This is a genomic window from Micromonospora violae, assembly GCF_004217135.1.
GTDB lineage: Bacteria > Actinomycetota > Actinomycetes > Mycobacteriales > Micromonosporaceae > Micromonospora > Micromonospora violae.
Genome location: NZ_SHKK01000001.1, coordinates 4,072,380 through 4,094,376, shown reverse-complemented (window position 1 = coordinate 4,094,376; position 21,997 = coordinate 4,072,380). Strand labels below are relative to the sequence as shown.

The 21,997-nt window shown below is 72.0% G+C and carries 15 protein-coding genes; 12 read left to right on the top strand and 3 right to left on the bottom strand.

Features of this window, described 5'->3' with window-relative positions:
• Positions 1-6: 6 nt before the first annotated feature.
• From EV382_RS18010 to EV382_RS17995, 4 genes are all read left to right on the top strand, one after another.
• Positions 7-3,837 carry a BREX-2 system ATPase PglY family protein gene (locus tag EV382_RS18010; RefSeq protein WP_130403424.1) on the top strand — a complete coding sequence of 1,277 codons (3,831 nt, stop codon included), beginning with the start codon at positions 7-9 and terminating at the stop codon, positions 3,835-3,837.
• 79 nt (positions 3,838-3,916) lie between these two features.
• On the top strand, positions 3,917-6,631 hold the full coding sequence (gene pglZ, locus EV382_RS18005) for a BREX-2 system phosphatase PglZ (RefSeq protein WP_130403422.1): 2,715 nt from the start codon (positions 3,917-3,919) through the stop codon (positions 6,629-6,631).
• Positions 6,628-7,932 carry a BREX system ATP-binding protein BrxD gene (gene brxD, locus EV382_RS18000; RefSeq protein WP_130403420.1) on the top strand — a complete coding sequence of 435 codons (1,305 nt, stop codon included), beginning with the start codon at positions 6,628-6,630 and terminating at the stop codon, positions 7,930-7,932. The genes pglZ and brxD overlap by 4 nt, the downstream gene beginning before the upstream one ends.
• Positions 7,933-7,936: 4 nt before the next feature.
• Entirely contained in the window at positions 7,937-10,036 is a 2,100-nt protein-coding gene (locus EV382_RS17995; RefSeq protein WP_244236746.1) for a DEAD/DEAH box helicase, read from the top strand.
• A 41-nt stretch (positions 10,037-10,077) separates the two neighbouring features.
• Here the strand turns inward: EV382_RS17995 and EV382_RS17990 are convergent, their stop codons facing one another.
• Positions 10,078-10,932 carry an alpha/beta hydrolase gene (locus EV382_RS17990; protein WP_130403416.1) on the bottom strand — a complete coding sequence of 285 codons (855 nt, stop codon included), beginning with the start codon at positions 10,930-10,932 and terminating at the stop codon, positions 10,078-10,080.
• Between the two features lie 284 nt (positions 10,933-11,216).
• Here EV382_RS17990 and EV382_RS17985 point away from each other — a divergent pair, with 284 nt between their 5' ends.
• The 4 genes from EV382_RS17985 to EV382_RS17970 are packed head-to-tail and all read left to right on the top strand — an operon-like array spanning position 11,217 to position 14,698.
• Positions 11,217-12,116, top strand: a complete 900-nt coding sequence (locus tag EV382_RS17985) for an ABC transporter ATP-binding protein (RefSeq protein WP_130403414.1) — start codon at positions 11,217-11,219, stop codon at positions 12,114-12,116.
• A gap of 1 nt (position 12,117) precedes the next feature.
• The gene (locus EV382_RS17980) at positions 12,118-12,912 is read left to right on the top strand and encodes an ABC transporter permease (protein WP_130403412.1); all 795 of its coding nucleotides are present in this window, start codon (positions 12,118-12,120) and stop codon (positions 12,910-12,912) included.
• A 26-nt stretch (positions 12,913-12,938) separates the two neighbouring features.
• Positions 12,939-14,069: a sensor histidine kinase gene (locus EV382_RS17975; RefSeq protein WP_130403410.1), complete on the top strand. Its 1,131-nt coding sequence runs from the start codon at positions 12,939-12,941 to the stop codon at positions 14,067-14,069.
• Entirely contained in the window at positions 14,066-14,698 is a 633-nt protein-coding gene (locus tag EV382_RS17970) for a response regulator transcription factor (RefSeq protein WP_244236745.1), read from the top strand. Before EV382_RS17975 ends, EV382_RS17970 begins: the two co-directional genes overlap by 4 nt.
• A 16-nt stretch (positions 14,699-14,714) precedes the next feature.
• On the opposite strand, the gene EV382_RS17965 is transcribed toward EV382_RS17970, so the two are convergent.
• Both EV382_RS17965 and EV382_RS17960 read right to left on the bottom strand, forming a co-directional pair.
• Positions 14,715-15,626, bottom strand: coding sequence for a L,D-transpeptidase family protein (locus EV382_RS17965; RefSeq protein ID WP_130403408.1), 912 nt, complete (start codon positions 15,624-15,626; stop codon positions 14,715-14,717).
• 77 nt (positions 15,627-15,703) lie between these two features.
• The gene (locus tag EV382_RS17960) at positions 15,704-17,149 is read right to left on the bottom strand and encodes an alpha-amylase (RefSeq protein ID WP_130403406.1); all 1,446 of its coding nucleotides are present in this window, start codon (positions 17,147-17,149) and stop codon (positions 15,704-15,706) included.
• A gap of 261 nt (positions 17,150-17,410) precedes the next feature.
• On the opposite strand from EV382_RS17960, the gene EV382_RS17955 reads away from it, so the two are divergent.
• The 4 genes from EV382_RS17955 (at position 17,411) to EV382_RS17940 (ending at position 21,974) form a co-directional block, all read left to right on the top strand.
• A complete protein-coding gene (locus tag EV382_RS17955; protein WP_244236744.1) occupies positions 17,411-18,982 on the top strand; it encodes a chromosomal replication initiator protein DnaA in 1,572 nt (523 codons plus the stop codon).
• Positions 18,982-20,445, top strand: a complete 1,464-nt coding sequence (locus tag EV382_RS17950) for an NADH-quinone oxidoreductase subunit NuoF family protein (protein ID WP_208758442.1) — start codon at positions 18,982-18,984, stop codon at positions 20,443-20,445. Before EV382_RS17955 ends, EV382_RS17950 begins: the two co-directional genes overlap by 1 nt.
• 63 nt (positions 20,446-20,508) lie before the next feature.
• Positions 20,509-21,141: a TlpA family protein disulfide reductase gene (locus tag EV382_RS17945; protein WP_130408960.1), complete on the top strand. Its 633-nt coding sequence runs from the start codon at positions 20,509-20,511 to the stop codon at positions 21,139-21,141.
• Positions 21,138-21,974: a cytochrome c biogenesis CcdA family protein gene (locus tag EV382_RS17940; protein ID WP_130403402.1), complete on the top strand. Its 837-nt coding sequence runs from the start codon at positions 21,138-21,140 to the stop codon at positions 21,972-21,974. Before EV382_RS17945 ends, EV382_RS17940 begins: the two co-directional genes overlap by 4 nt.
• Positions 21,975-21,997 lie beyond the last annotated feature (23 nt).

The following is a 21,997-nucleotide window of genomic DNA, read 5'->3' as shown; positions in this document are numbered from 1 at the left end:
GCGGCGATGACCCTGTTACGGGACGTGATCGAAATTCCGACCTCGGTCGGTGACGGCGACTTCGTCGTCCGCGCCGCCGAGGGCGCCGACCTGCACCGGTACGTGGTCACCGACCAGCTCCGGGACAACTTCGCCGAGGCGCTGCGCCGGATCGGGCACGCCGTCACCACCGGCCGCTCCCAGGCGATGTTCCTGCACGGCTCGTTCGGCTCCGGCAAATCGCACTTCATGGCGGTGCTGCGGGAGATCCTCCAGCACAACCCGGCAGCCCGAGAGGTGCGCGGCCTGGCCGAGCCCGTCCTCGCCGCCGACCCCTGGCTGCGCGACCGGAAGCTGCTCACCCTCACCTTCCACATGCTCGACGCGCGCTCCGTCGAGCAGGCCGTCCTGGAGGGGTACCTCAACCAGATCACCAGGCTGCACCCCGAGGCGCCCGTCCCCGCCGTACACCGGTCGGACGCGTTGCTGAACGACGCCGCGCGGCTGCGCGAGCGGATGGGCGACGACGCCTTCTTCGCGGCGCTGCGCGACGGTGGCGGCACCCCGGCGGCCGGTGGTGGCCTCTCACTCGCCGCGCTGCGCGCCCAGGCCGACGGCTGGACCCCGCAGAGCTACGCCGCCGCTGCGGCGGCGGTACCCGGCACCGAGCAGCGGGACCGGCTGGTCAGCGCGCTGACCAGCACGTTCTTCACGGGCGCGGTCCGCAGCGGGGAGTACCTCGACCTGGACACCGGCCTCGCCGTGATCACCCGGCACGCCAAGGCTCTCGGGTACGACGCGCTGGTGCTCTTCCTTGACGAGCTGATCCTCTGGCTCTCCACCAAGATCAGCGATCACACCTTCGTCAACACCGAGGGCGCGAAGCTCAACAAGCTCATCGAGTCCGCCGACGCCACCCGGCCGCTGCCGCTGATCTCGTTCGTCGCCCGGCAGCGCAACCTGGAGGACTTCCTCGGCCCCCAGGTCGGCGGCACCGAGCGTGAGGCCCTCGCGCACGTCATGCGCAGCGTCCAGGGCCGCTTCGGCGAGATCGTCCTCGCCGACACCAACCTGCCCGAGATCACCGAGAAGCGGCTGCTCAAGCCGCTCACCGACGAGGGTCGGGCGGTCATCGACAACGCCTTCGCCGCCGTGAAGGGCAACCGGGAGGTCTGGGACGCCCTGCTGCTCGGCGCCCAGTACGGTGACGCCGGCATCGGCTCCGACGCCGCCGCCTTCCGCAAGCTCTACCCGTTCTCGCCCGCCCTGGTCGCCACCCTGGTCGCCCTCTCCCAGGCGTTGCAGCGGGAACGCACCGCGTTGAAGGTGATGACCGAGCTGCTCGTCGACCGCCGGGACACCCTGCGGGTCAACGACCTGATCGGGGTGGCCGCCCTCTTCGACCCCCTAGTGCTGCACGGCGAACTGCCCGACCGGCCCAAGCTCAAGCAGCTCTTCCAGGCCGCCCGCACCCTCTACACCCAGAAGCTGCGCCCCATCCTGCTCAACCTCAACGGCATCACCGAGGAGCAGGCGGCCGGCCACCAGCAGTTCCAGCTCGACGACAAGCTGGTCAAGACGGTGCTGCTCGGCGCGCTGGTCCCCGAGGTGCCGGCCCTGCACAACCTCACCGCCGCCAAGCTGCACGCGCTGAACTTCGGCTCGATCACCTCGCCGATCCCCGGCTACGAGCGGCAGATCGTGCTCAACCGGCTCAACCGGGTCGCCGACGGCGCCGGCGAGCTGCACCTCACCAAGACCCCCGACCCGGTGGTCAGCCTCAAGCTGCACACCGTCGACTACGACAAGCTGCTCGACCTGGTCCCCGAGGACGAGGCCACCACCACCGGCGTCCGGCAGCAGCTCATCCGGGAGCTGGTCACCGCCGAGATGGGCATCGCCGGCGCCGAGGGGCAGCTCGGTGAGCTGCTGCACGCCCGCGACTGGCGTGGCCGGAAGCACACCGTCCAGGTCAAGTTCGGCAACGTCCGCGACCCCGACACCATGCCGGTCTCCGCGCTGATCGCCACCGGCGAGGCGTGGCGCATCATCATCGACTATCCGTTCGACCCCCAGGGTTACGAGCGCAGCGCGGACCGCGCCCGGATCGAGCGCCTGGAACGGGGCTCCCGGACGGTCTTCTGGCTGCCCTACTTCCTGACCGACGAGCTGATGGGCAAGGTCGGCCAGCTCGCCAGGATCAACTACCTGTTGGGCAACGGCACCGGCGACCGGCTCAACTCGCTGGCCGCCGACTGGCCCCTCGCCGACCGGCAGCAGGGCCGGGTCTACCTCCAGCAGCGCCAGACCCAACTGCGCGGCACGCTGATCAGCGCCATGATGCAGGCGTACGGGTCGGCCACATCGCGCGGCTCCGACGTGCAGGACGATGCCATCGGGGTGTTCCACACCCTCGCCGAAGGCCTGCACGTCGGCGACCCCCGGGGCGGCACCCTCGCCGAGGCGTTCCACAACCTGACCGGGGAACTCCTTGCCTGGTCCTACCCGGGCCGGCCGGCAATGCCGGACGACGAGAAGCCCGTCACCCGCAGCGAGATGACCAAGATCCTGGAGTACGCCCGGCTGGCCGCCGTCGACCCCGCTCGCGGCGTCAGCGTGCCCAACCCGGTCGACCAGCGCATCCTCCGGCGCGTCTGCAACAACCTGCGCCTCGGTGAGCTGATCGACGGCCGCTACGTGCTCAACACGACTACCTGCCGGTGGAGTCAACACCTGCTCCAGGCCGCCGCCAACGAGGGCTACACCGACCACTTCCCGGTGCACGTGCTGCGTCGGCTCATCGACGAACCCGCCGCGTTCGGCTTCGACCGTGAGCTGCAAAACCTGATCATCGTCGTCTTTGGGCTGGAGCAGCAGCTCGCCTGGTACCAGCACGGCGGCAAGGTCGACGTGGGCAACCTCGCCCTCGTGCGCGACGAGCTGGAGCTGCGCCACCCACCGATGCCCGACGAGCAGGCCTGGAGAGACGCGGTCCGCCGGGGTTCGGCGATCTTCGGCGGCGTGCTGCCCGTCTGGCGGACGCCGGCCAACCTCGGTGAACTCGCCGGAACGCTGCGCACGGCGGCGAGCACGCGCACGAAAGCCGCGCGCGACCTCGTCGAAGCGCTGGAAGCCCACGCCGACGTGCTGGGCCTGGACACCTCAGCCCCAACGGGCCGGCTCGCCACCGCACGCCGAGCGGCTCGACTCGTGACCGAGTTGGCCGCCGAGCGCGACGACGTGGTGCTGGTCGAAACGGTTGCTCGGGCCGACCTGGGCGACGTCGACGACCAGGCCGTCGGGGAGCTGCTCAGCCAGGCGGGAACGATCCTTGCCGCCATGGCCCGAGGCCACCAGTGGTCCCTGCTCCAGGCGATCTCGGCCCGGGCCGCCCACGACGAGCAGGCGCAGGCGATCATCGGGCAGCTCCGGGAGGTCGCCCGACACCAGCAGCACGGGCAGGACCTGGTGGACGCCCTCCAGACGGCAGTCGACGCGTCGGCGGCGCTGCTCGCCACCAACCCGCCGCAGGACCCCACAGTCAACAACCCCGGGGGTACGCCGAACGGCGGGGGGACCATCCCCACCGTCACGGTGCCGGGGCAGCAGCCGCCCCGCGAGTCCGGCCCTGTCGAGGTGCCCGCGAATGGCGGCGGTGGCGGGCCGGGCCGTGGGGCTGAGATCGAGGGGACCGGTGGGGCTGGGCCGGTCGCGGTGGCCGGTGGCGATCGGCTGATCGCGGTCGCCCATCAGCGTCGCGAGGTCGCCGATGCGGCCACCTGGGAGAAGGTCGCTGCCGAGATCACGGCCGAGGTCGCTGCCGGGCGGCGGCTCACGGTCACCTGGGAGATCCGGTGACCGGCTCGGCGGTCGGCCGCGTCGCACACCGCCGAGCCGGCGCGGCGGGATCCGCGGCCGGTCGTCCTGAGGTGGGATCGTGAGCGTGCCCGTCGGCGTAGCCCAACCCGACGCGATCCGCCGCAAGGTCGAGGCGTGGCTGGCCGAGGACGATCCGGCCGACGCCATCGCGCTGACCGCCCGCCCCGACGGGCCGGCCGAAACGGTGTTCAGCGTCAACGGCTGTCGGGTCCGGGTCGTTCCATGTCCCACTCCGCTGGCCGCCCGCGCCGCCCTGCACGACCGGGCCGACGGCGAACGGTTGGTCCTGTTGACCGAGCTGACCGACACCGAACTGGGCGATGGGGTCCTCGCCCACCTCAGCAAGCAGACCGTGCGCAAGATTGATCCGTGGGACCTGGTCCGGCAGATGTTCGGCGGAGTGGCCGCACTCGACCCGACCCTGGTTCGGGTCGGACGCTGGGTCGCCAACGCGCTCACCGACCACGCCCCGGCCGACGGCTGGCCGGCCCCGCCCGGCGCGATCCTCACCCGCGACCACGCGCTGCGCAGCCTCACCTCCGAACTGCTCGACCTGCCACCCGCCGAACTCGACGACAGCGGCCTGGTGCAGTGGAGCACCGACGCACGGCGGCAACTGCGCTTCACCCAGCTGCCGGAGGCCGTCGCCGACGGCATCACCGCGTACCTGACCGGGACCGCCGGCCACGCTGCCGTCCCGATGATGGCCGCCGTACGCGCCGGACACGGCGTCGACGTCATCCCGCTGGGGCTGCTCGCCGGGCTGCTCTGGCCCGCCAGCACCGGTGGTGCCGTCCAGGTGGAGGCAGCCGTCGGTCGTACCCGACTGGAGCCCCGGTTCGGCGGCCTTCGGCTCAGCCCGCAGCAGGCCGATCAGCTGCACCAGGCGGCCGAGTCGTGGGTCTACCGGACCGTCGAGTCGGGCGACAAGGGCCGGGACGAAGCGATGCGAATGCTGCGCCGGGCCGAGGCGATCGCCGCCGAGGTCGAGATCAACGCACTGCTCGGCGCCTCGACCGTCCTGCCCAGCGGATTCGTTCAGCGACTGCGGGCCTTCGCCGACGCCGTACGACTCGCCGTGCCGGCCGGTGGGTCGGCGCTCTCGGCGGCGGTGGCACGGGCACAGTCGGCCCTCGCCACGGTCGAGGAGCACCGGGCCGCCGAGCCGCGCCGGGTCGAGACCGCCCGGATGGCCGTCCGCCTGCTGCGCTGGCTGCACACCACCGACGGCCCGCCACCGGCCACCCTGCTCGACGCACTGCACCGGCAGGTCCGGCAGGACGGCTGGGTCGACAGGGCCCGGCTCGACGTCTTCGCCGGGGATCCCGACCCACAGGTCGCCGAGGCGTATCGACTGCTGCACCGGGCTGTCGACGCCCGTCGCTCTCGGCACGACCAGCAGTTCGCCACGCTGCTCGCCGCCGGTACCAACGCCGAGATACAGCCCGGTGCGCTACTGCGCGTCGAAGACGTGCTCGACCGGGTGGTCCAGCCGGTCCTCGACACCGGTCGCCGGGTGCTGATGCTCGTCATGGACGGCATGGGTGTCGCCGCCGCGACCGAGCTGGCCGAGTCCGTCACCCGCAGCGGCGCCTGGGTGGAACTCACCCCCGATGGCGGCCCGCGCACGGGTGTGCTGGCGGCCCTGCCCACCGTCACCGAGGCCAGCCGGTGCAGCCTGCTGAGCGGGCGCATCGCTGCCGGCGGCCAGCAGGCCGAGCGGAAGGCGTTCGAGCAACGCTTCGCCGCCGGGCGGCTGCTGCACAAGTCGGCATTGCGCGCCGGAGCCGGAGCAGCCCTGGACCCGGACGTGCTCGCCGCCCTCGACGACAAGTCGATCCCCCTGGTCGCCGCCGTTGTCAACACGATCGACGACGCCCTGGACCGCAGCGACCCGGGTACCACCGTCTGGGGCGACGACACCATCACCGCTGTCGGTGACCTGCTGGCCTCTGCGGGCGACCCGGACCGGGTGGTCGTCATCGTTTCCGACCACGGCCACGTCGTGGACCGGGGCCCGGAGTCAGTCACCCTGCCCAGCGTCAGCGGTGAGAACCGGTGGCGACCGCCGACCGACCCGCCCGGCGACGCCGAAGTGGCCGTCGCCGGCAGCCGGGTGGCGCTGGGCGGCGGGTCCGTCGTTTTGCCCTGGCGGGAGGAGGTGCGGTACGGGCCGCGCAAGGCGGGCTACCACGGCGGCGCCGCACCGGCGGAAGCCGTCATCCCACTGCTCGTGCTGACCGCTGGTGACGACCTTGCCGTGCCCGGCTGGGCAGGCGCGCCGGTGGCCAGCCCGGACTGGTGGCGGGAACCGTTGACGGAGAGCACGCCCCCGCCGGCCGAACCCGCGCCGGCAACCCGGCGTCGCCCGCGCAAATCCGTCGAGCAGCAGACCGACGGTCTCTTCGACCTGGCGCCGGCTGTCGTCGCGTCGGCTGCCGCACTGCGGCCTGTCCCCACTCCGCCTGACCTGGTGACGGCCCTGCTCTCCAGTGAGCGCTACGCCCAACGGCGCGACCCTCGACTGCCCCTGGCCGACGAACGGGTCGCCGCGCTGCTGACCACGCTGATCGCCGGCGGTGACCGGGCAACCCTCGACACCCTCGCCGCCCGGTCCGGCGTACCTGCACACAGGATCAACGGCACCGTCACCGTGTTGCGTCGGCTCCTTCAGGTCGAGGGCTATCCCGTGATCACCGTCGACGCGGACGGTCGCACCGTTCACCTCAACCGCGCGTTGCTGATCGAGCAGTTCGAGCTGGAGCCGCGGTGACCGTGGAATTGTCGGCCCGCCGCCGCCGGGACATCGTCGATGCGCTGCGGCGCGGGGTAGTCCCGAGTAACGGACTCGACGCACTCGCGGTCGGACTGGACCGGTTCACCACCGCGCTAGACGACGACCTGGAACGGGTCGCCAGCGGCGGGAGCGTCTTCAAGGCCGTGCGCGGCGAATACGGGGCCGGCAAGACGTTCTTCACACGGTGGCTGGCCGAGCGCGCCAAGCGCCGCGGCTTTTCCGCCGCGGAGGTGCAGATCTCCGAGCTAGAAACACCACTGCACCGGATGGAGACCGTCTACCGGCGGCTGGTCGAACACCTCAGCACTGAGCAGTTCGCCCCGAGCGCGTTCCGACCCGTACTCGACGGTTGGATCTTCGCGTTGGAGGAGGACGTGCTCGCCGGGGGTACGGTCGCCGAGGACGATGCCGAGGCGCTCGATCGAGCAGTCGGCGAGCTGCTGGAACGCCGGCTGGGTGACATTTCCCGGAGCACGCCGGGCTTCGCCGCCGCCCTGCGTGGTTACCGGGCCGCCAGCGCCAGCGGTGACCACCTCACCGCCGACGGACTGGCCGCCTGGCTCGGCGGTCAGCCACACGTCGCGGCATCCGCCCGGCGCGCGGCCGGAGTGAAGGGCGACCTTGACCACTACGGCGCGCTGAGCTTCCTCCAGGGGCTGCTCACCGTCATGCGTGACAGCGGGCACCGGGGGCTTCTGCTGGTGCTCGACGAGGTCGAAACGCTGCAACGGGTGCGCTCTGACGCACGGGACAAGGCACTGAACGCCCTCCGACAGCTCATCGACGAGGTCCATGCCGACCGCTTCCCTGGCCTGTTGCTGGTAATCACCGGGACGCCCGCGTTCTTCGACGGCCCGCAGGGCGTCCAACGGCTCGCGCCACTCGCGCAACGACTCGCCACCGACCTCGGCCCCGACCCGCGTTGGGACAACCCCCGCGCCACCCAACTGCGGCTGCCCGGGTTCACCGTCGACGCCCTGGTGGAACTCGGCAGCAGGGTCCGGGACATCTACGCCAGTGAGCAGGTCGACGCACGGGTAGACGACGGCTACCTCGCGACCCTGGCCCGGGCCGTCACCGGAGCACTGGGCGGTCGGGTCGGGGTGGCACCCCGCGTCTACCTCAAGAAGCTCGTCGCGGACGTCTTCGATCGGGTGGACCAGTTCGCCGACTGGGACCCGCGGCAGCACTACGCACTGACCCTGCGGGCCGACGAGCTGACCGAGGTGGAACGCAACGCAGCCGCCTGCGCCGACGACATCGAACTGACGATCTGACGTGGTGCCGGACCTCGACCCGGTCGTGGTGCACCACGTGGTCAACACGCTGGGTTGGCGAGACCTGCGTCCACTGCAGCGTGCTGCGATCGCCCCTGTGCAGGGCGGCCTGGATGCCCTTCTGCTCGCCCCGACGGCCGGCGGCAAGACGGAGGCCGCACTGTTCCCGCTGCTGTCCCGGATGGCCACGCACCAGTGGACGGGCACCTCGGTGCTCTACCTCGCCCCGCTGAAGGCGCTACTCAACAACCTGGAGCCTCGCTTAGCGCAGTACGCCGGCTGGCTTGGACGGCAGGTCGCCCTCTGGCACGGGGATGTCGGCGCCTCGCGGCGGCGGGGCGTGCTCTTCGAACGGCCGGACATCCTGTTGACCACACCTGAGTCGCTGGAAGCCATGCTGGTCAGCGCCAACGTCGACCACCGCCAGTTCTTCGCCAGCCTCCAAGCGGTGGTCGTTGACGAGGTGCACGCCTTCGCGGGAGATGACCGAGGTTGGCACCTGCTCGCCGTCTTGGAACGTTTGACCCGGGTAGCTGGTCGGCCCCTGCAGCGGATCGGGCTCTCCGCCACCGTCGGCAACCCCGACCACCTGCTCACCTGGCTCCAGGGTTCTGGCGCGGGCAGCCGGCCGGCCCAGGTCGTCGCACCCGAGGTGGTCCATATCGCGGGTGACGCACCAGCGGGCGAGATCGAGCTGGACTATGTCGGCTCGCTCACCAACGCCGCAGCCGTGATCGCCGCGCTGCATCCGGGCGAGAAGCGGCTGGTCTTCTGCGAATCCCGGCAGACAGTCGAGGAGCTCGGACAGCTGCTGCGGGAGCAGGGCGTTACCACCTTCCTCTCACATGCGTCATTGTCCGTGGACGAGCGGCGCCGCGCGGAACAGGCGTTTGGTGAGTCACGGGACTGCGTCATCGTCTCAACCAGCACCCTCGAACTCGGCATCGACGTTGGTGATCTGGACCGCGTGATCCAGATCGACGCGCCACCTACCGTAGCGTCCTTCCTGCAGCGGCTCGGACGCACCGGTCGCCGTCCGGGAAGCAGCCGGAACTGCCTGTTCCTCACGCTCGGTGGCCAGCCGCTCGTGGAGGCGGCCGCGTTGCTCCTGCTCTGGTCGCGAGGTTGGGTGGAGCCGGTCACCGCGCCGCCGGAACCTCGGCACATCGTCGCCCAACAGGTGCTCGCGCTCTGCCTTCAGGAGCATCGGATCGGTGCGGAAACCTGGATCCAGGCCTGGAACGAGCTGCCGCCCTTTGCGAAGAACGCCCGACCGATCGTTCGACACCTCGTCGAGCACGGTTATCTGGAGCAGGACGAGGGCATGCTCTTCATCGGTCCCACCGCTGAGGAGCGGTTCGGCCGTCGCCACTTCATGGAGATGACGGCCGTATTCACCGGGCCGCCCGAGTTCACCGTCCTCCTGGGCCGTAGCGAGCTGGGTCGGATCGATCCCAGCCTGCTCACCGAGGAGGTCCGGGGCGAACGCCGCCTGCTGTTGAGCGGCCGGAGTTGGCGCGTCACCTACATCGACTGGCGCCGTCGACGGTGTTTCGTCGAGCCCGCCGACGGCGGCGGACGTGCCCGTTGGACGGGCACCGGGTGGGCGTACCGCAGTCACGAGATCACCCGGGCGATGCGTGAGGTGCTGCTGGGAGCGGAGCCTCCCGTCGCTCTCACCCGTCGTGCGCTGACTCGCCTGGCGCGGGAGCGCGAGGAGAAACTGCACCTGGTGCATCCCGGTGGCACTGTTATTGCCCGCGAGAGCAGCGGTGACCTGCGTTGGTGGACCTGGGCGGGTTTCCGGACGAATGCCACGTTGACCGCCACGCTGGGCGAAGTTGTCGATCCGGTGGAGCGGTTCGACGGCAACAGCATCCGACTACGGGAAGACGTCACTCCTGCGACCTGGCGGGCACTCACCGCGGACGCCGCCACCCGACTGTGCCTGCCAGAGGTCAACGACAAGGCCGTGGACGGTCTCAAGTTCGGCGCCGCCCTGCCGAAACGGTTGGCCGCAGCCACGCTGGCCGCGCGCCTGGCCGACCTGGAGGGCGCTGCCGTGGTGCTGGACGAACCCGTACGATTCGTCATCGTCCAGTAGTGGGTGTACCAGTTCCTTCGTCAGGGTGGGCGATGGGCGGGTCAGCGGCGGGGGGTCTCGCTGGCGATTGTCGCCTCCCGGGGCAGGGCCGCCGCCCGCAGCGCCCAGTCCAGCGCGTAGTCGGCGATCTTCTCCCAGCCGTCCTGACCGACGGTGAAGTGTGACCGGCCGGGGAACTCCTCGTACGCGGTGAGGGCGCGGGACCTCTGATAGAGCGCGGCGTTGGCGCGGACCACCGACGCCGGCACCACGTGGTCGATCTCGCCGGCCATCAGCAGCAGCGGTGCCCGGTTGTCACGCCCGAAGTCGACCCGGGCCGGCGAGCGCGGGTCGAGGTTGGCGAACGCGCCCTCGAAGTAGACCCGACCGGCGCCGGGGACGGCGTAGCGCTGCCAGGCCCGGTCGGAGTCCTCCCGGCTCAACGCGTTGCCGAAGGTGTAGGCGAAGTCGTCCTTCGTGAACGGGACGGCCTTGTTGCGGTTGGCGGGGCTGCGCAGGATCGGGAAGCCCGAGCGCAGCTGACTCAGCGGCACCTTGAGCACCCCTTTCGCCTGCGCGGGGTGCACTCCGACCGCTGCGGCGCCGAGGCCCCGGTCGACGAGGAGCTGGGTGATCAGGCCGCCGAACGAGTGCCCCATGATGATCGGTGGTCGGGGCAGCGCCCGGATGATCCGGTCGTAGTGCGCCACGATCGTGGCGATGCTCTGCTCGGCGATCGGGGTGGGATCGTCGCGCAGCTGCTCCACGGACCGGTCCATTCCGGGCCAGGCGGGGGCGATGACGTGCATGCCGCGCGCGGTGTACCGCTGCGTCCACCCCTCCCAGCTGCGCGGCGTCATCCAGAGCCCGTGAATCAGCACGACCGTGTCGACCTGCCCCTGCGGCGTGGCACCCATCGCGTCCCCCCGGTATCGCGGCATCCGGGGCGGCGGTTACCCGCTGCCGCGTCGGGAATTCCTCCGCCGGTTGCTCGCCTCGGCCTGTCGTGTTCGGGGGGCGGACGTGGCGGTGAGCGTGATGACTCAGGGGCATCGTGATGACTCAGAGGCATCACGCTCGTCGCGGTGTTCGCTCGCGCGGAGGTCACTCTCCGTGGCGCCTGGTCTCCTGACAAATGTCATGGTCGGGGCGTGACGACCGCTCCGGGCATCGGGGTACGCGCTGACCGAGCATCAGTGGCATGACCAGTACGCATCCGGCTGTCGAGTTGGACGGCCTCACCAAGAGCTTCGGCGCGGTCACCGCTGTCGACGGGCTGAGCCTGCGGGTGCAGCCCGGCGAGGTGGTGGCGTTCCTCGGGCCGAACGGCGCGGGCAAGACCACCACCATCGACATGCTGCTCGGGTTGTCCCGCCCGGACACGGGCACCGTCCGCGTCCTCGGTGGCACCCCGGACGACGCGGTGGCCCGGGGCCGGGTCGCCGCCGTACTCCAGACCGGTGGGCTGCTCAAGGACCTCACCGTGGGCGAGACGGTGCAGATGACCGCCCACTTCTACCGGCACACCCGCCCGACTGCGGAGGTGCTGGAGCGGGCCGGAATCGCCGACATCGCCGACCGGGTGGTCGGGCGCTGCTCGGGCGGTCAGCAGCAGCGACTGCGCTTCGCGTTGGCCCTGCTGCCCGACCCGGACCTGATGGTGCTCGACGAGCCGACCACCGGCATGGACGTCGAGGGTCGGCGGGACTTCTGGCAGGCGCTCCGCCGTGACGCCCGGGGTGGACGGACCGTCATCTTCGCCACCCACTACCTGGACGAGGCGGACGCCTACGCCGACCGGATCGTGCTGGTCCGGCAGGGGCGCGTCGTCGCCGACGGCACCACCGCCGAGATCAAGAACCTGGCGGCCGGCCGTACGGTGCGGGCCACCCTGCCCGGGGCCGACCAGGCCGCGCTCGCCGCGCTGCCCGGCGTGGACGCCGTGGAGGTGCGCGGCGACAGCGTGCTGGTGCGGACCGGCGACTCGGACGCGATCGCCCGGTACCTGCTGACCCGGACCGCCGCGCGGGACGTCGAGATCACCTCCCGCAACCTCGAGGACGCCTTCCTCGCCCTGACCACCGCGCAGACCGGAGCCTGAGATGACCACCGCCACCCCCACCCGCGCCACCGCGCCGGATCGTCGGCTGCCCGCCCTCGGCGGGTTCGCCCTGGGAGCCCTGCGCATCGAGCTGCGCCGGGTGCTGCGTAACCGCCGCACCCTGGCCTTCACGCTGATCATGCCGGGCGTCTTCTTCCTCATCTTCGGCCTGCCACAGCGCGGGCGGTCACTGGACAACGGTCAGCCGGTGACGGCGTACGTCATGATCAGCCTGGCCGTGTACGCGGCCATGGTGGCGACGACCAGTGTCGGTGGCGCGGTGGCCACGGAGCGGGCGCTGGGCTGGAGCCGGCAGCTGCGGCTCACCCCGCTACGCCCGGCGGCGTACGTGGCGACGAAGCTGATCACCGCGATGAGCCTCGGTCTGCTCGCGGTCGTCGTCGAGTTCCTGGTGGGTGCCGTGGCCGGCGTCCGCGTCCCGGCGTCCGTCTGGCTGCTGTCCGGGCTCGCCGCCTGGATCGGCTCGCTGGTCTTCGCCGCCTTCGGTCTCTTCATCGGCTACCTGGCGCCGGCCGAGAACGTCATGCAGATCATCGGCCCGGTCCTGGCGGTGCTGGCCATGTTCGGCGGGTTGTTCGTCCCGGTCGAGGTGCTGCCGGACGTGCTCCAGCAGGTCGCGAAGTTCACTCCCGTCTACGGCATCGGGGTGCTGGCCCGCGCCCCCCTCACCGGTGACGGGGTGAGCATGGCGGCGGTGGTCAACGTGGTCGTCTGGGCGCTGGCCTTCGGCGTCGGCGCAGCCCGGCTGTTCCGCCGGGACACCGCGCGGGTCTGACCGGCCGGGCCGCTAGCGTGAACCCGATGGACCTCTCGACCGGGCAGCCCCGGCCGGTGAGCCGCCACTGGCGGGTCACCGGCTGGCTGCTGGCCGCCGTCTGGTTGTTCTTCCTCAACGTGCCGCTCGCCACCGCGCTGCACCAGCCGGCGCCGTGGCGGCGGCTCGTCGGTGTGGCGGCCCTGGTCGCGTTCAGCGTCGGCTACGTGCTGCTGTTCCAGTGGGCCCGCAAGCTGCGTCAGTCGCTGCTGCCGATTCCGGTCGGTCGGGCCCGGGCCGGGCTGTTGCTGCTGTTCGCGGTGGGCCTGGCCAGTATGCCGGGCACCGGCGGGGACTGGCTGGCCACTCTGGTCTACGTTGCCGCCGCGGCGGTGTTCCTGCTGCCGCTGGGGGAGTCGCTGGCCGTCGTGGTGCTCTGCGCCGTGACCCCCGTGCTGACGTCCGAGCTGGTGGCGGGGTGGGAGGCGGAGCACGGCATCGTCTTCGCGGTGCTGCTCGCCTCGTTCGCCATGTTCGGGGTGTCCCAGTTGGCCCAGCGCAACAGCGAACTCCGGGCCGCCCAACAGGAGATCGGTCGGCTCGCGGTCGCCGAGGAGCGGGCCCGCGCCGCCCGCGACCTGCACGACATCCTCGGGCACTCGCTGACCGTGGTGGCGATCAAGGCCGAGTTGGCCGGGCGCCTGCTCGACGTCGACCGGGAGCGGGCCGCCGCCGAGATCGCCGAGGTGGAGGCGCTGGCGCGGACCGCGCTGGCCGATGTACGACAGACGGTCGGGGCGTACCGCGAGGTCAGTCTCGCCGCGGAGTTGGCCGGCGCCCGTTCGGCGCTGGCCGCGGCGGGCATCGCGGCGGACGTGTCGACGGAGGTGCCGGAGCTGCCGCAGCAGTGGGATCAGTTGTTCGGCTGGGCGGTACGGGAAGGGGTGACCAACGTGGTCCGGCACAGCGGGGCGCGGTGCTGCGTGATCAGGGTGCGCCCGGATCGGGTCGAGGTCAGTGACGATGGCCGTGGCCCGTCCACTCCCGACCCGAGCGGGCACGGGCTGGTCGGCTTGCGGGAGCGGGCGCGGCGGCTCGACGCGGCGGTGACCGTGGGTAAGCGGCCGGAGGGCGACGGTTTTCTGCTGCGGGTGCACGCGCCGGAGGATGCCCGGTGAGCGCCGAACCCGCGCCGATCAGGCTGCTGCTCGCCGACGACCAGGCGCTGGTCCGGGGTGCGCTGGCCGCCCTGCTCTCGCTGGAGGAGGACCTGACCGTGGTCGCCGAGGTCGGCCGGGGCGACGAGGTGGTGCCCGAGGCTCGACGCAGCGCCCCCGACGTCGCCCTGCTGGACGTCGAGATGCCCGGCCTGGACGGGATCGCCGCCACCGCCCAGTTGCGGGCCGCGCTGCCGACCTGCCGGGTGCTGGTGGTGACCACCTTCGGTCGACCCGGTTACCTTCGCCGGGCGATGGAGGCCGGTGCGAGCGGTTTCGTGGTCAAGGACACCCCGGCCCGGCAGCTCGCCGACGCGGTCCGCCGGGTGCACGCGGGCCTGCGGGTGGTCGACCCGACACTGGCCGCGGAGACGCTGGCCGTCGGCGTCAGCCCGCTGACCGAGCGGGAGACCGAGGTGCTGCGGACCGCGCGCGGCGGTGGCACCGTCGCCGACCTGGCCCGGGTGCTGCACCTGTCCGAGGGGACGGTACGCAACCATCTGTCGGCGGCGATCGGCAAGACCGGTGCGCGTAACCGGGCCGACGCGATCCGGGTCGCCGAGCAGAACGGCTGGCTGCTCGGCGAGTGACCGTCCGCTCCGGCGCTCAGGCGGTCGGTGGCGGGGCGGCCAGTTGGTCGACCACGACGACGCTGCTGCCGGGGCGGACCTCGGCGAGCAGTTCCCGCTGACCGCTGCGGGTCAGCCGGATGCAGCCGTTGGTGGTGTTCTCGCCCAACTCGTCGTCGTTGTGCCAGGTGTGCACGCCGATGTGCGCGCCGCGCAGCCCGTCGGGCACCGACTCCGGGTCGTCCGGCACCGAACCGAGGGCGTAGATGTCCACCCCGCCGTAGACCGACTCCGGCGGTGGGGTGCGGCCCAGGATGAAGGTCCGCCCGAGTGGCGTCTCCTGGCCGGACTGGCCGAGGCTGACCTCCCAGGAGCGCACCGCCTTGCCGGCCCGGTACCAGGTGAGCCGGTGGACCTTGCGTTCCACCACGATCTGGTCGCGCAGTGGCACGGTCTCGAACCCGCCGGGAGGGAGCCAGGCGAGCCGTCGGTTGGCTGAGGGCAGCAGGACGGCCGTCCAGCCGGCGCGCCGCTGGGCGATCGGCATGGTCAGCTCGACACCGCGGATCGTCGGTTCGAGGAAGGCGCGCGGACGACCGCCCGGCGCGTCGTACGCGGCGATCCGTCTGGTCGGGTGCGCGCCCTCGGTCAGCGGCGTGACGTCCATGCTGGCCGGATCGGCGGGGAACCCTTTGGGTGCGGGGTCGTAGTCGACCACCGGCAGCCCGTCCGGGGCGGGCGCGGCCGGTGGGATCGACTCCTCCGGGCTCTGCTCCACACTGCTCGGGGTCGGGTCGGCCACCACCACGGTGCGGTCCTCGGGGGCCGTCGAGCTCGGGGTGAGGGCCTGGCCGACCAGCAGCGCGGTCACCAGCAACACGGGTACGCCGATCGCGGCGGTCACCCAGAGCCCGCGGCGACGAGACGGAGACTTTCGGTCAAACGACACGAAACCACTCTATGGTGGCGAATGCTCCGGGGCCCCCGGTTCGGCTAAAACCGCCGTCCGGAGGCCCCGGCCAGGCCCTAGAGTCGCGCGCCGATGTGGATGGCGACCGCGTCATGTGCCGGTACGTTGGCCGCGAACCAGCCGTTACCGTCCACCGTGATCACCGGTCCGCTGCACGTGCCGCCCGCGTACGTGCCGTGGATGACGTCGCAGTATCGGCCGGCGGGCAGCCCGCTGAAGTAGGAGCGGCCGTTCACCGCGGCATCCTCGTCGTTGACGGTGAGGTAGCCCTTGCCGCTGCGACTGAACGCGATGTGGTTGTTGCCGTTGCCGTACCAGTTGGCCACGCCGGCGCCCTCGGTGGCGTTGCGGAAGCCGACCATGTTGGCGATCACCGGCCAGCGGTGTTCACATTCCCAGCCGGAGTAGCAGGTGGTGTTGAGCGTCTTGTTGGCACCGTCCGACGGCGGGCCGGCGTCCCGGCTGCTGAAGGTGTAGCTGGACATGACGGTGGGGGAGCCGTACGGCCAGGCCAGCATGAAGGCGTTCGCCAGGGCGTAGATCCCGCGGTCCTTGTAGGTCAACACTCCGCCGGAGTCGCGTTGGGTGTCGTGGTTGTCGACGAACACCGACGCCGGGCCGGTGGGCAGGTGCCCCCAGCCCTCGCCGAAGTTGCGCAGGTACGCCAGCCGTTCGGAGCGGAACACCCGGGCCAGGTCCTTGCCGTAGCGGAACTCGTGCACGTCGCCGTTGCCGGTGTACTCGGTCGGCTGGATCGGCTCGCCGGCACCGTGGATGACCTCCTGGACGAGGTACGCCGAGCGCGACAACTTGCCCTTGATCGCGGCGATGTCGGCGGCCGGCATGTGCTTGCTGGCGTCCAGCCGGAAACCGTCCACGCCGAGCGAGAGCAGGTCGTTGAGGTACGAGGCGATCTTCGTACGGACGTAGTCCGACTCGGTCTTCAGGTCGGAGAGGTTGACCAGTTCGCAGTTCTGCACCTCGTACCGGTCGTTGTAGTTGGCGATGTCGTCGCCGCCGTTGCGTCCGCAGTGGTGGAAGTCCTGGGTCTGGTAGATGCCCGGGTAGTCGTAGTGCGAGTAGGACGAGCCGGCCCAGCCGGTGCCGCCGTTGTCCTGACCGGACATGTGGTTGATCACCGCGTCGACGATGACCTTGACCCCGGCGGCGTGGCAGGTGTTCACCATCGACTGGAACTGGGCCCGGGTGCCCTTGCGGGACTCGATCCGATAGCTGACCGGCTGGTACGCCAGCCACCACTGGTTGCCCCGCACGTGCTCCTGCGGGGGTGAGACCTGCACGTAGCCGTACCCCTTCGGGCCGAGGGTGCTCTGGCACTCGCTGGCCACCGAGGGCCAGTTCCACTCGAAGAGCTGGACGATGACCTTCTTGCCGCCGGACGGGGCGGCGACGGCCGGGGGCGCCGTCACGGTGCTGGGGACGAGCAGGCTGGCGATCAGGCCGAGGGCGAGGAGCGCCGAGCCGCGTCGACGTCGGTGCATGGGGACTCCTGACGGGGGCGGGGGTGGTGGTGCGGTGGGGGAGCCGAGTTGTCGAAATCTTGCAACCCTTGCTGAAAAGTTACAAGCGTGTTGCGAGGGCTGTCAATGCATGGACATCCGTCGCTGTCCGGGTCGGTGACGGGGAGCGGCCACAACGCACGGCCGGGCCCCTCGGTTCGATGTCGGCCCAGAATTTTTTCGGCGGCGGGTGATCCGCGCGCCCCGCCGGTCCGTACTGGATGGGGGAGCAGGGGTCGGCCGGTGGTGCGCCGCCGCGAGACGATCGAGGAGCAGATGGCCCGGGCACAGCAGGACAAGAAGGCGGCGACCGTCCGGACCAGCGCCAGCAGTCGGGGGGTACGCACCCAGTCGCGGCCGGCGGCCGCCCTGCTGATCGCGTCGGTCCTCGCCGCGCTCTGGGCGGCGATCATGCTGACCGGCGCGGGCCAGACGGCGTACGCGTACGGCTTCTTCTTCACCGAGTTCTTCGCCGGGGTGGTCTCCCTGGTGGCGTTGAGCCTCACCGTGATGTTCGGCCTGCTCGCCACCGACCGGCTGGTGCTGCGGATCCCGCACCGGGTGCTGCTGCAGTCGGCGCACCGGGCCACCGGCGTGCTGGGCGTGGCCGGGCTCGGCTTCCACGTCCTCACCAAGATCGGCACCGGGCGGGCGGCGGCGACCGACGCGCTGGTGCCGTTCGTCGGCGGCGGAGGGCTCTACGTCGGGCTCGGCACGGTGGCCGCCCTGCTGATGGTCAGCGTGATCTGGACCGGCATCATCCGGGCCCGCTTCGCCGGTGTCGGTCCGAAGTGGCTGTGGCGCACGCTGCACTCCACCGCGTACCTGGCCTGGCCGTTCGCCATCCTGCACGGCCTCAACGCCGGCCGGGCCGCAGCGCCCTGGGTGGTGCTCAGCTACCTCGGCTGCGTCCTGCTGGTGGTGCTGGCCCTGCTGGTCCGGTTCTCGGTCACCATCGGTCGGCGCAGCCGGGAGCAGCACCAGGCCGCGGTGCGCAACGCGGTGATGGTTGGTCGGGCCGAGGAGGCGAAGACCGCCCGAACGCTGCTGGCCGGGTTGGGTCGGCGCCCGAAGGCCGCCGACAAGCGTCCCGCCTGGGCGGACACCACGACCGCCACCTGGGCCGCCCCGGCCGCGCGGCGCGACCCGGAACGGTTCACCGTCCCGGTGGTGCCCGAGCCCGGTTCCCTCGTCGAGCCGGCCCGGCCCAGCCGACGCCGCCGGGAGGAGGAGCCGGCCGCCCGCCGCGACACCGAACGGTCCTCGCGCGGCCGACGAGCCGAGGAGGAGCCGACGAACCGCCGACCGGCCCGCCGCAGCGTGGAGGAGACCGATACCCGTCGACGCGACGAAGCCGTCCCCACCGGCCGGCGACGTGCCGACGAGCCGGCCGCCGAACGGTCCCGTCGCCGCTCCCGCAGCGAGGACGACGGCAGCCGCTACTCGACGCCGCCGCTGCCGGCCCTCGACGAGCCCGAGGAGCCGTGGGACAGCCCACGCCGGTGGCAGGCCGCCGAACCCATCTCCGCCGGCCCGGTCTCCGCCGAGCCGATCTCGTCCGCCCCGCGCAGCGGCAGCGGCCGGCACAGCGTCGAGGACGACCTGCCCGAAGAGCCGGACTACTGGCGCCCGCCGGCCCGGTACGTGCCGGACGAGGTGCCGCCGCCCGTCGACGACACCCCGACCCTGGTCGACCTGGCGTCCCGCCGCGCCAAGCGGGCCGCCGGCGAGGGCCGCTCCGCCAAGCGCCGCAAGGCCAGTGCCGACGCGGTGGACGGGGCGTACTGGGCCGGGCTGCGGGGTGAGGCGAAGTGATGCGGACCGCCGTGCCGCCGGTCGCCTGCGTGGGCGAGCCCCGGCTCACCGCCGGTTTCGCCGAGTACGGCCGGCTCGACCTGATCGCGCACGAGGACGTGCACGGACCGATCGGCCCGATGGAACCGGCGCAGCTGCTCCGGCTCGCCGAGGGCATGCAACTCAAGGGCAAGGGTGGTGCCGGGTTCCCGTTCGCCCGCAAGCTGCGCGCGGTGCTGGAGTCCTGCGAACGGCAGGACCTCGCCGCAGTGGTGGTGGTCAACGCCACCGAGGGGGAGCCGGCCAGCTGGAAGGACAAGGTGCTGCTGACCCGCGCCCCGCACCTGATCCTGGACGGCGCGGCGCTGGCCGCCTACGCGCTGGACGCCGACGAGATCGTCATCGGCGTGGCCGACGACGGGGTCGGCCGGGACTCGCTGATGGAGGCTCTCGACGAGCGCCGGATGCCGGTGCAGACGACGATCGTCACCGTGCCGCACCGGTTCATCTCCGGCGAGGGGGGTGCCCTGGTCAACGGGATCAACGGGCTGCCGCACATCCCACCGGGCACCAAGAAGCGCTCCAGCGACTCCGGGGTCAGCGGTCTGCCCACCCTGCTGTCCAACGCCGAGACGTACGCCCAGCTCGCCGTCGGCGCCCGACTGGGCCCGTACGAGTACGCGGCGCTCGGCACCGACGACGAGCCGGGCACCGTGCTGCTCACCGTGACCGGCGCGGCGGGCCGACCGGCCGTGGTGGAGTGCACCGCCGGGATGCCGTTGCGTGACGTCCTTGACCTGTGCGAGGTGCCGGACGTCCAGGGCATCCTGATGGGCGGCTACCACGGCAAGTGGATCACCCCGGAGGCGGCGGAGAAGGCCGAGGTCTCCCGCAAGGGCCTGGCTGCGGTCGGCGGCACCCTCGGCGCGGGCATCATCGTCCCGATCGGTGTCGACACCTGCCCGCTCGGCGAGGCCGCCCAGGTGGTCCGCTACCTGGCTGGCGAGTCCGCCGGGCAGTGCGGCCCGTGCAAGATGGGCCTGCCGGACCTGGCCCGCGCGGTGGACCTGGCCGTCGCCGGCAGCCAACCGGCGGACGTGGTGCGCGCCGCGGCCGGCGAGGTGAAGGGCCGGGGCGCGTGCAGCCACCCGGACGGCACCGCCCGGTTCGCGCTCTCCGCGATCGAGGTCTTCAGCGAGGACCTGCGGCTGCACAGCACCGGCGACGGTTGTGGCCGACGGGTCAAGGGCGTGATGGGGCTGCCGGGCGCGCCCGACGCGAACCCGCAGAAGCTCACCCTGGACTGGTCGCGCTGTGACGGGCACGGCCTCTGCGCGCACGTCGTACCGGACTTCATCCGGCTCGACGCGAACGGATATCCCGCCTTCCCGGCCACCCCGGTGCCGACCTGGCTGCGGGAGGGCGCGCTGAAGGCGGTCAAGGTCTGCCCGGAGCTGGCTCTGCGGCTCGCCAAGGCCGAATAGTTAAGCGTCAGGCCCGGCAAGGGTCCCTTCCGGACCGGAACGGAGAAGCGGATGCGGATCGGCATGGCGTTGACAAGGGCCGGGCAGCTGCGCCGCGTTCCAGCGGCCGGGCAGTTGCGCCGGGCCGCCACCGTCGGGGCGCTCGTCGTGGCCCTGTTCGGCGCTGCGGCCTGCACCGGCACCGCCCCGGGTGGACCCGCCGCCGCCGGATCGGCCCCGGCCTCGACCGACTCACCGTCTCCGCCGAGCGACGCGGCGACCGGCGGACCACCCGCCGCCCCGGCGCAGGTTCCGGACGTTCTGCGCTTCACCGGGACCACCCTCGGCGGGGCGGCGTTCGACGCGGCACAGCTCGCCGGCAGACCCGTGGTGCTGTGGTTCTGGGCGCCGTGGTGCGCCACCTGCGCCAGCCAGGCCTGGACGGTGGCCGAGATCGCACCGAAGTACCGGGACACCGTGCCGATCGTCGGTGTCGCCGGGCTCGGCGAGCGCAAGGCCATGAAGGAGTTCGTCACCGAGTTCGAGCTCGGCGCGACACCACAGATCGAGGACAGCAAGGGAGTGCTCTGGAAGCGGTTCAAGGTGACCGAGCAGAGCATCTTCGTGGTCATCGACCGGAACGGCGCAATCGTCCACCAGGGCTTCCTGGACGGTGAGGCGCTCACCGCCAAGGTCGCCGCACTGGCCGGGGCGTGACCGCCGCCCTGCTGCTCGCGCTGACCGCCGGCATGCTCGGCGCGGTCAACCCGTGCGGCTTCGCGTTGCTGCCCGCGTACCTCTCGCTGTTGGTCGCCGGGACGTCGGACACCCGCGGCGCGGTCGGCCGCGCGCTCACCGCGGCGGCCGGGCTGACAGTGGGGTACGTGCTGGTGTTCGGCGCGTTCGGCCTGGCGCTCGCGCCGCTGGCCGGGTGGCTGCGGCCCCGGCTGCCGTGGCTGACGGTGGCGCTCGGTGTGCTGCTGGTGCTGGCCGGCTGCTGGCTGCTGGCCGGTCGGCGGCTGCCCGCCCCCGGCTGGTCCGCCCGAGCCCCCCGGCTGACCCGGTCCTGGCCGTCGATGGCGCTGTTCGGCGCGGCGTACGCGTTGGCGTCGCTCGGCTGCGCCATCGCCCCGTTCCTGGCCATCGTGGTGACCAGCCTCCAGGCCGGCTCGACCGGCCAGGGGTTGGCGCTGTTCGGCGCGTACGCCCTCGGGATGGGTCTGGTGGTCGCGGTCGCCGCGCTCGGGGTGGCGCTGGTGCGCGACGGCCTGGTGGCCCGGCTGCGCGTCGCCGGTGCGTTGGTGCCCCGGCTCAGTGGCCTGGTGCTGCTGCTCGCCGGCGGCTATGTCGCCTGGTACGGCTGGTACGAGCTGCGGCTTGCCGCCGGCCGCCGCGACGCGCTGCACGACCCGGTCATCCGGGTGGCCGCCCAGGTCCAGCGAGCCCTGGCCGACGCCGTCGACCGGGTCGGCCCGGCGGTGCTGCTGGCCGCCCTGGCCACCCTGCTCCTAATCGCGCTCCTGGCGAAGCGCGCCCGCCGCCCGACCTGAGGTAACGCACTGCTCTTGACATC

Coding starts and splice junctions, on each gene's coding strand:
- EV382_RS17985 (WP_130403414.1), top strand. CDS start 11,217: ATGACCAGTACGCATCCGGCTGTCGAGTTGGACGGCCTCACCAAGAGC.
- EV382_RS17980 (WP_130403412.1), top strand. CDS start 12,118: ATGACCACCGCCACCCCCACCCGCGCCACCGCGCCGGATCGTCGGCTG.
- EV382_RS18010 (WP_130403424.1), top strand. CDS start 7: ATGACCCTGTTACGGGACGTGATCGAAATTCCGACCTCGGTCGGTGAC.
- EV382_RS17945 (WP_130408960.1), top strand. CDS start 20,509: ATGGCGTTGACAAGGGCCGGGCAGCTGCGCCGCGTTCCAGCGGCCGGG.
- EV382_RS17950 (WP_208758442.1), top strand. CDS start 18,982: ATGCGGACCGCCGTGCCGCCGGTCGCCTGCGTGGGCGAGCCCCGGCTC.
- EV382_RS17960 (WP_130403406.1), bottom strand. CDS start 17,149: ATGCACCGACGTCGACGCGGCTCGGCGCTCCTCGCCCTCGGCCTGATC.
- EV382_RS17990 (WP_130403416.1), bottom strand. CDS start 10,932: ATGGGTGCCACGCCGCAGGGGCAGGTCGACACGGTCGTGCTGATTCAC.
- EV382_RS17975 (WP_130403410.1), top strand. CDS start 12,939: ATGGACCTCTCGACCGGGCAGCCCCGGCCGGTGAGCCGCCACTGGCGG.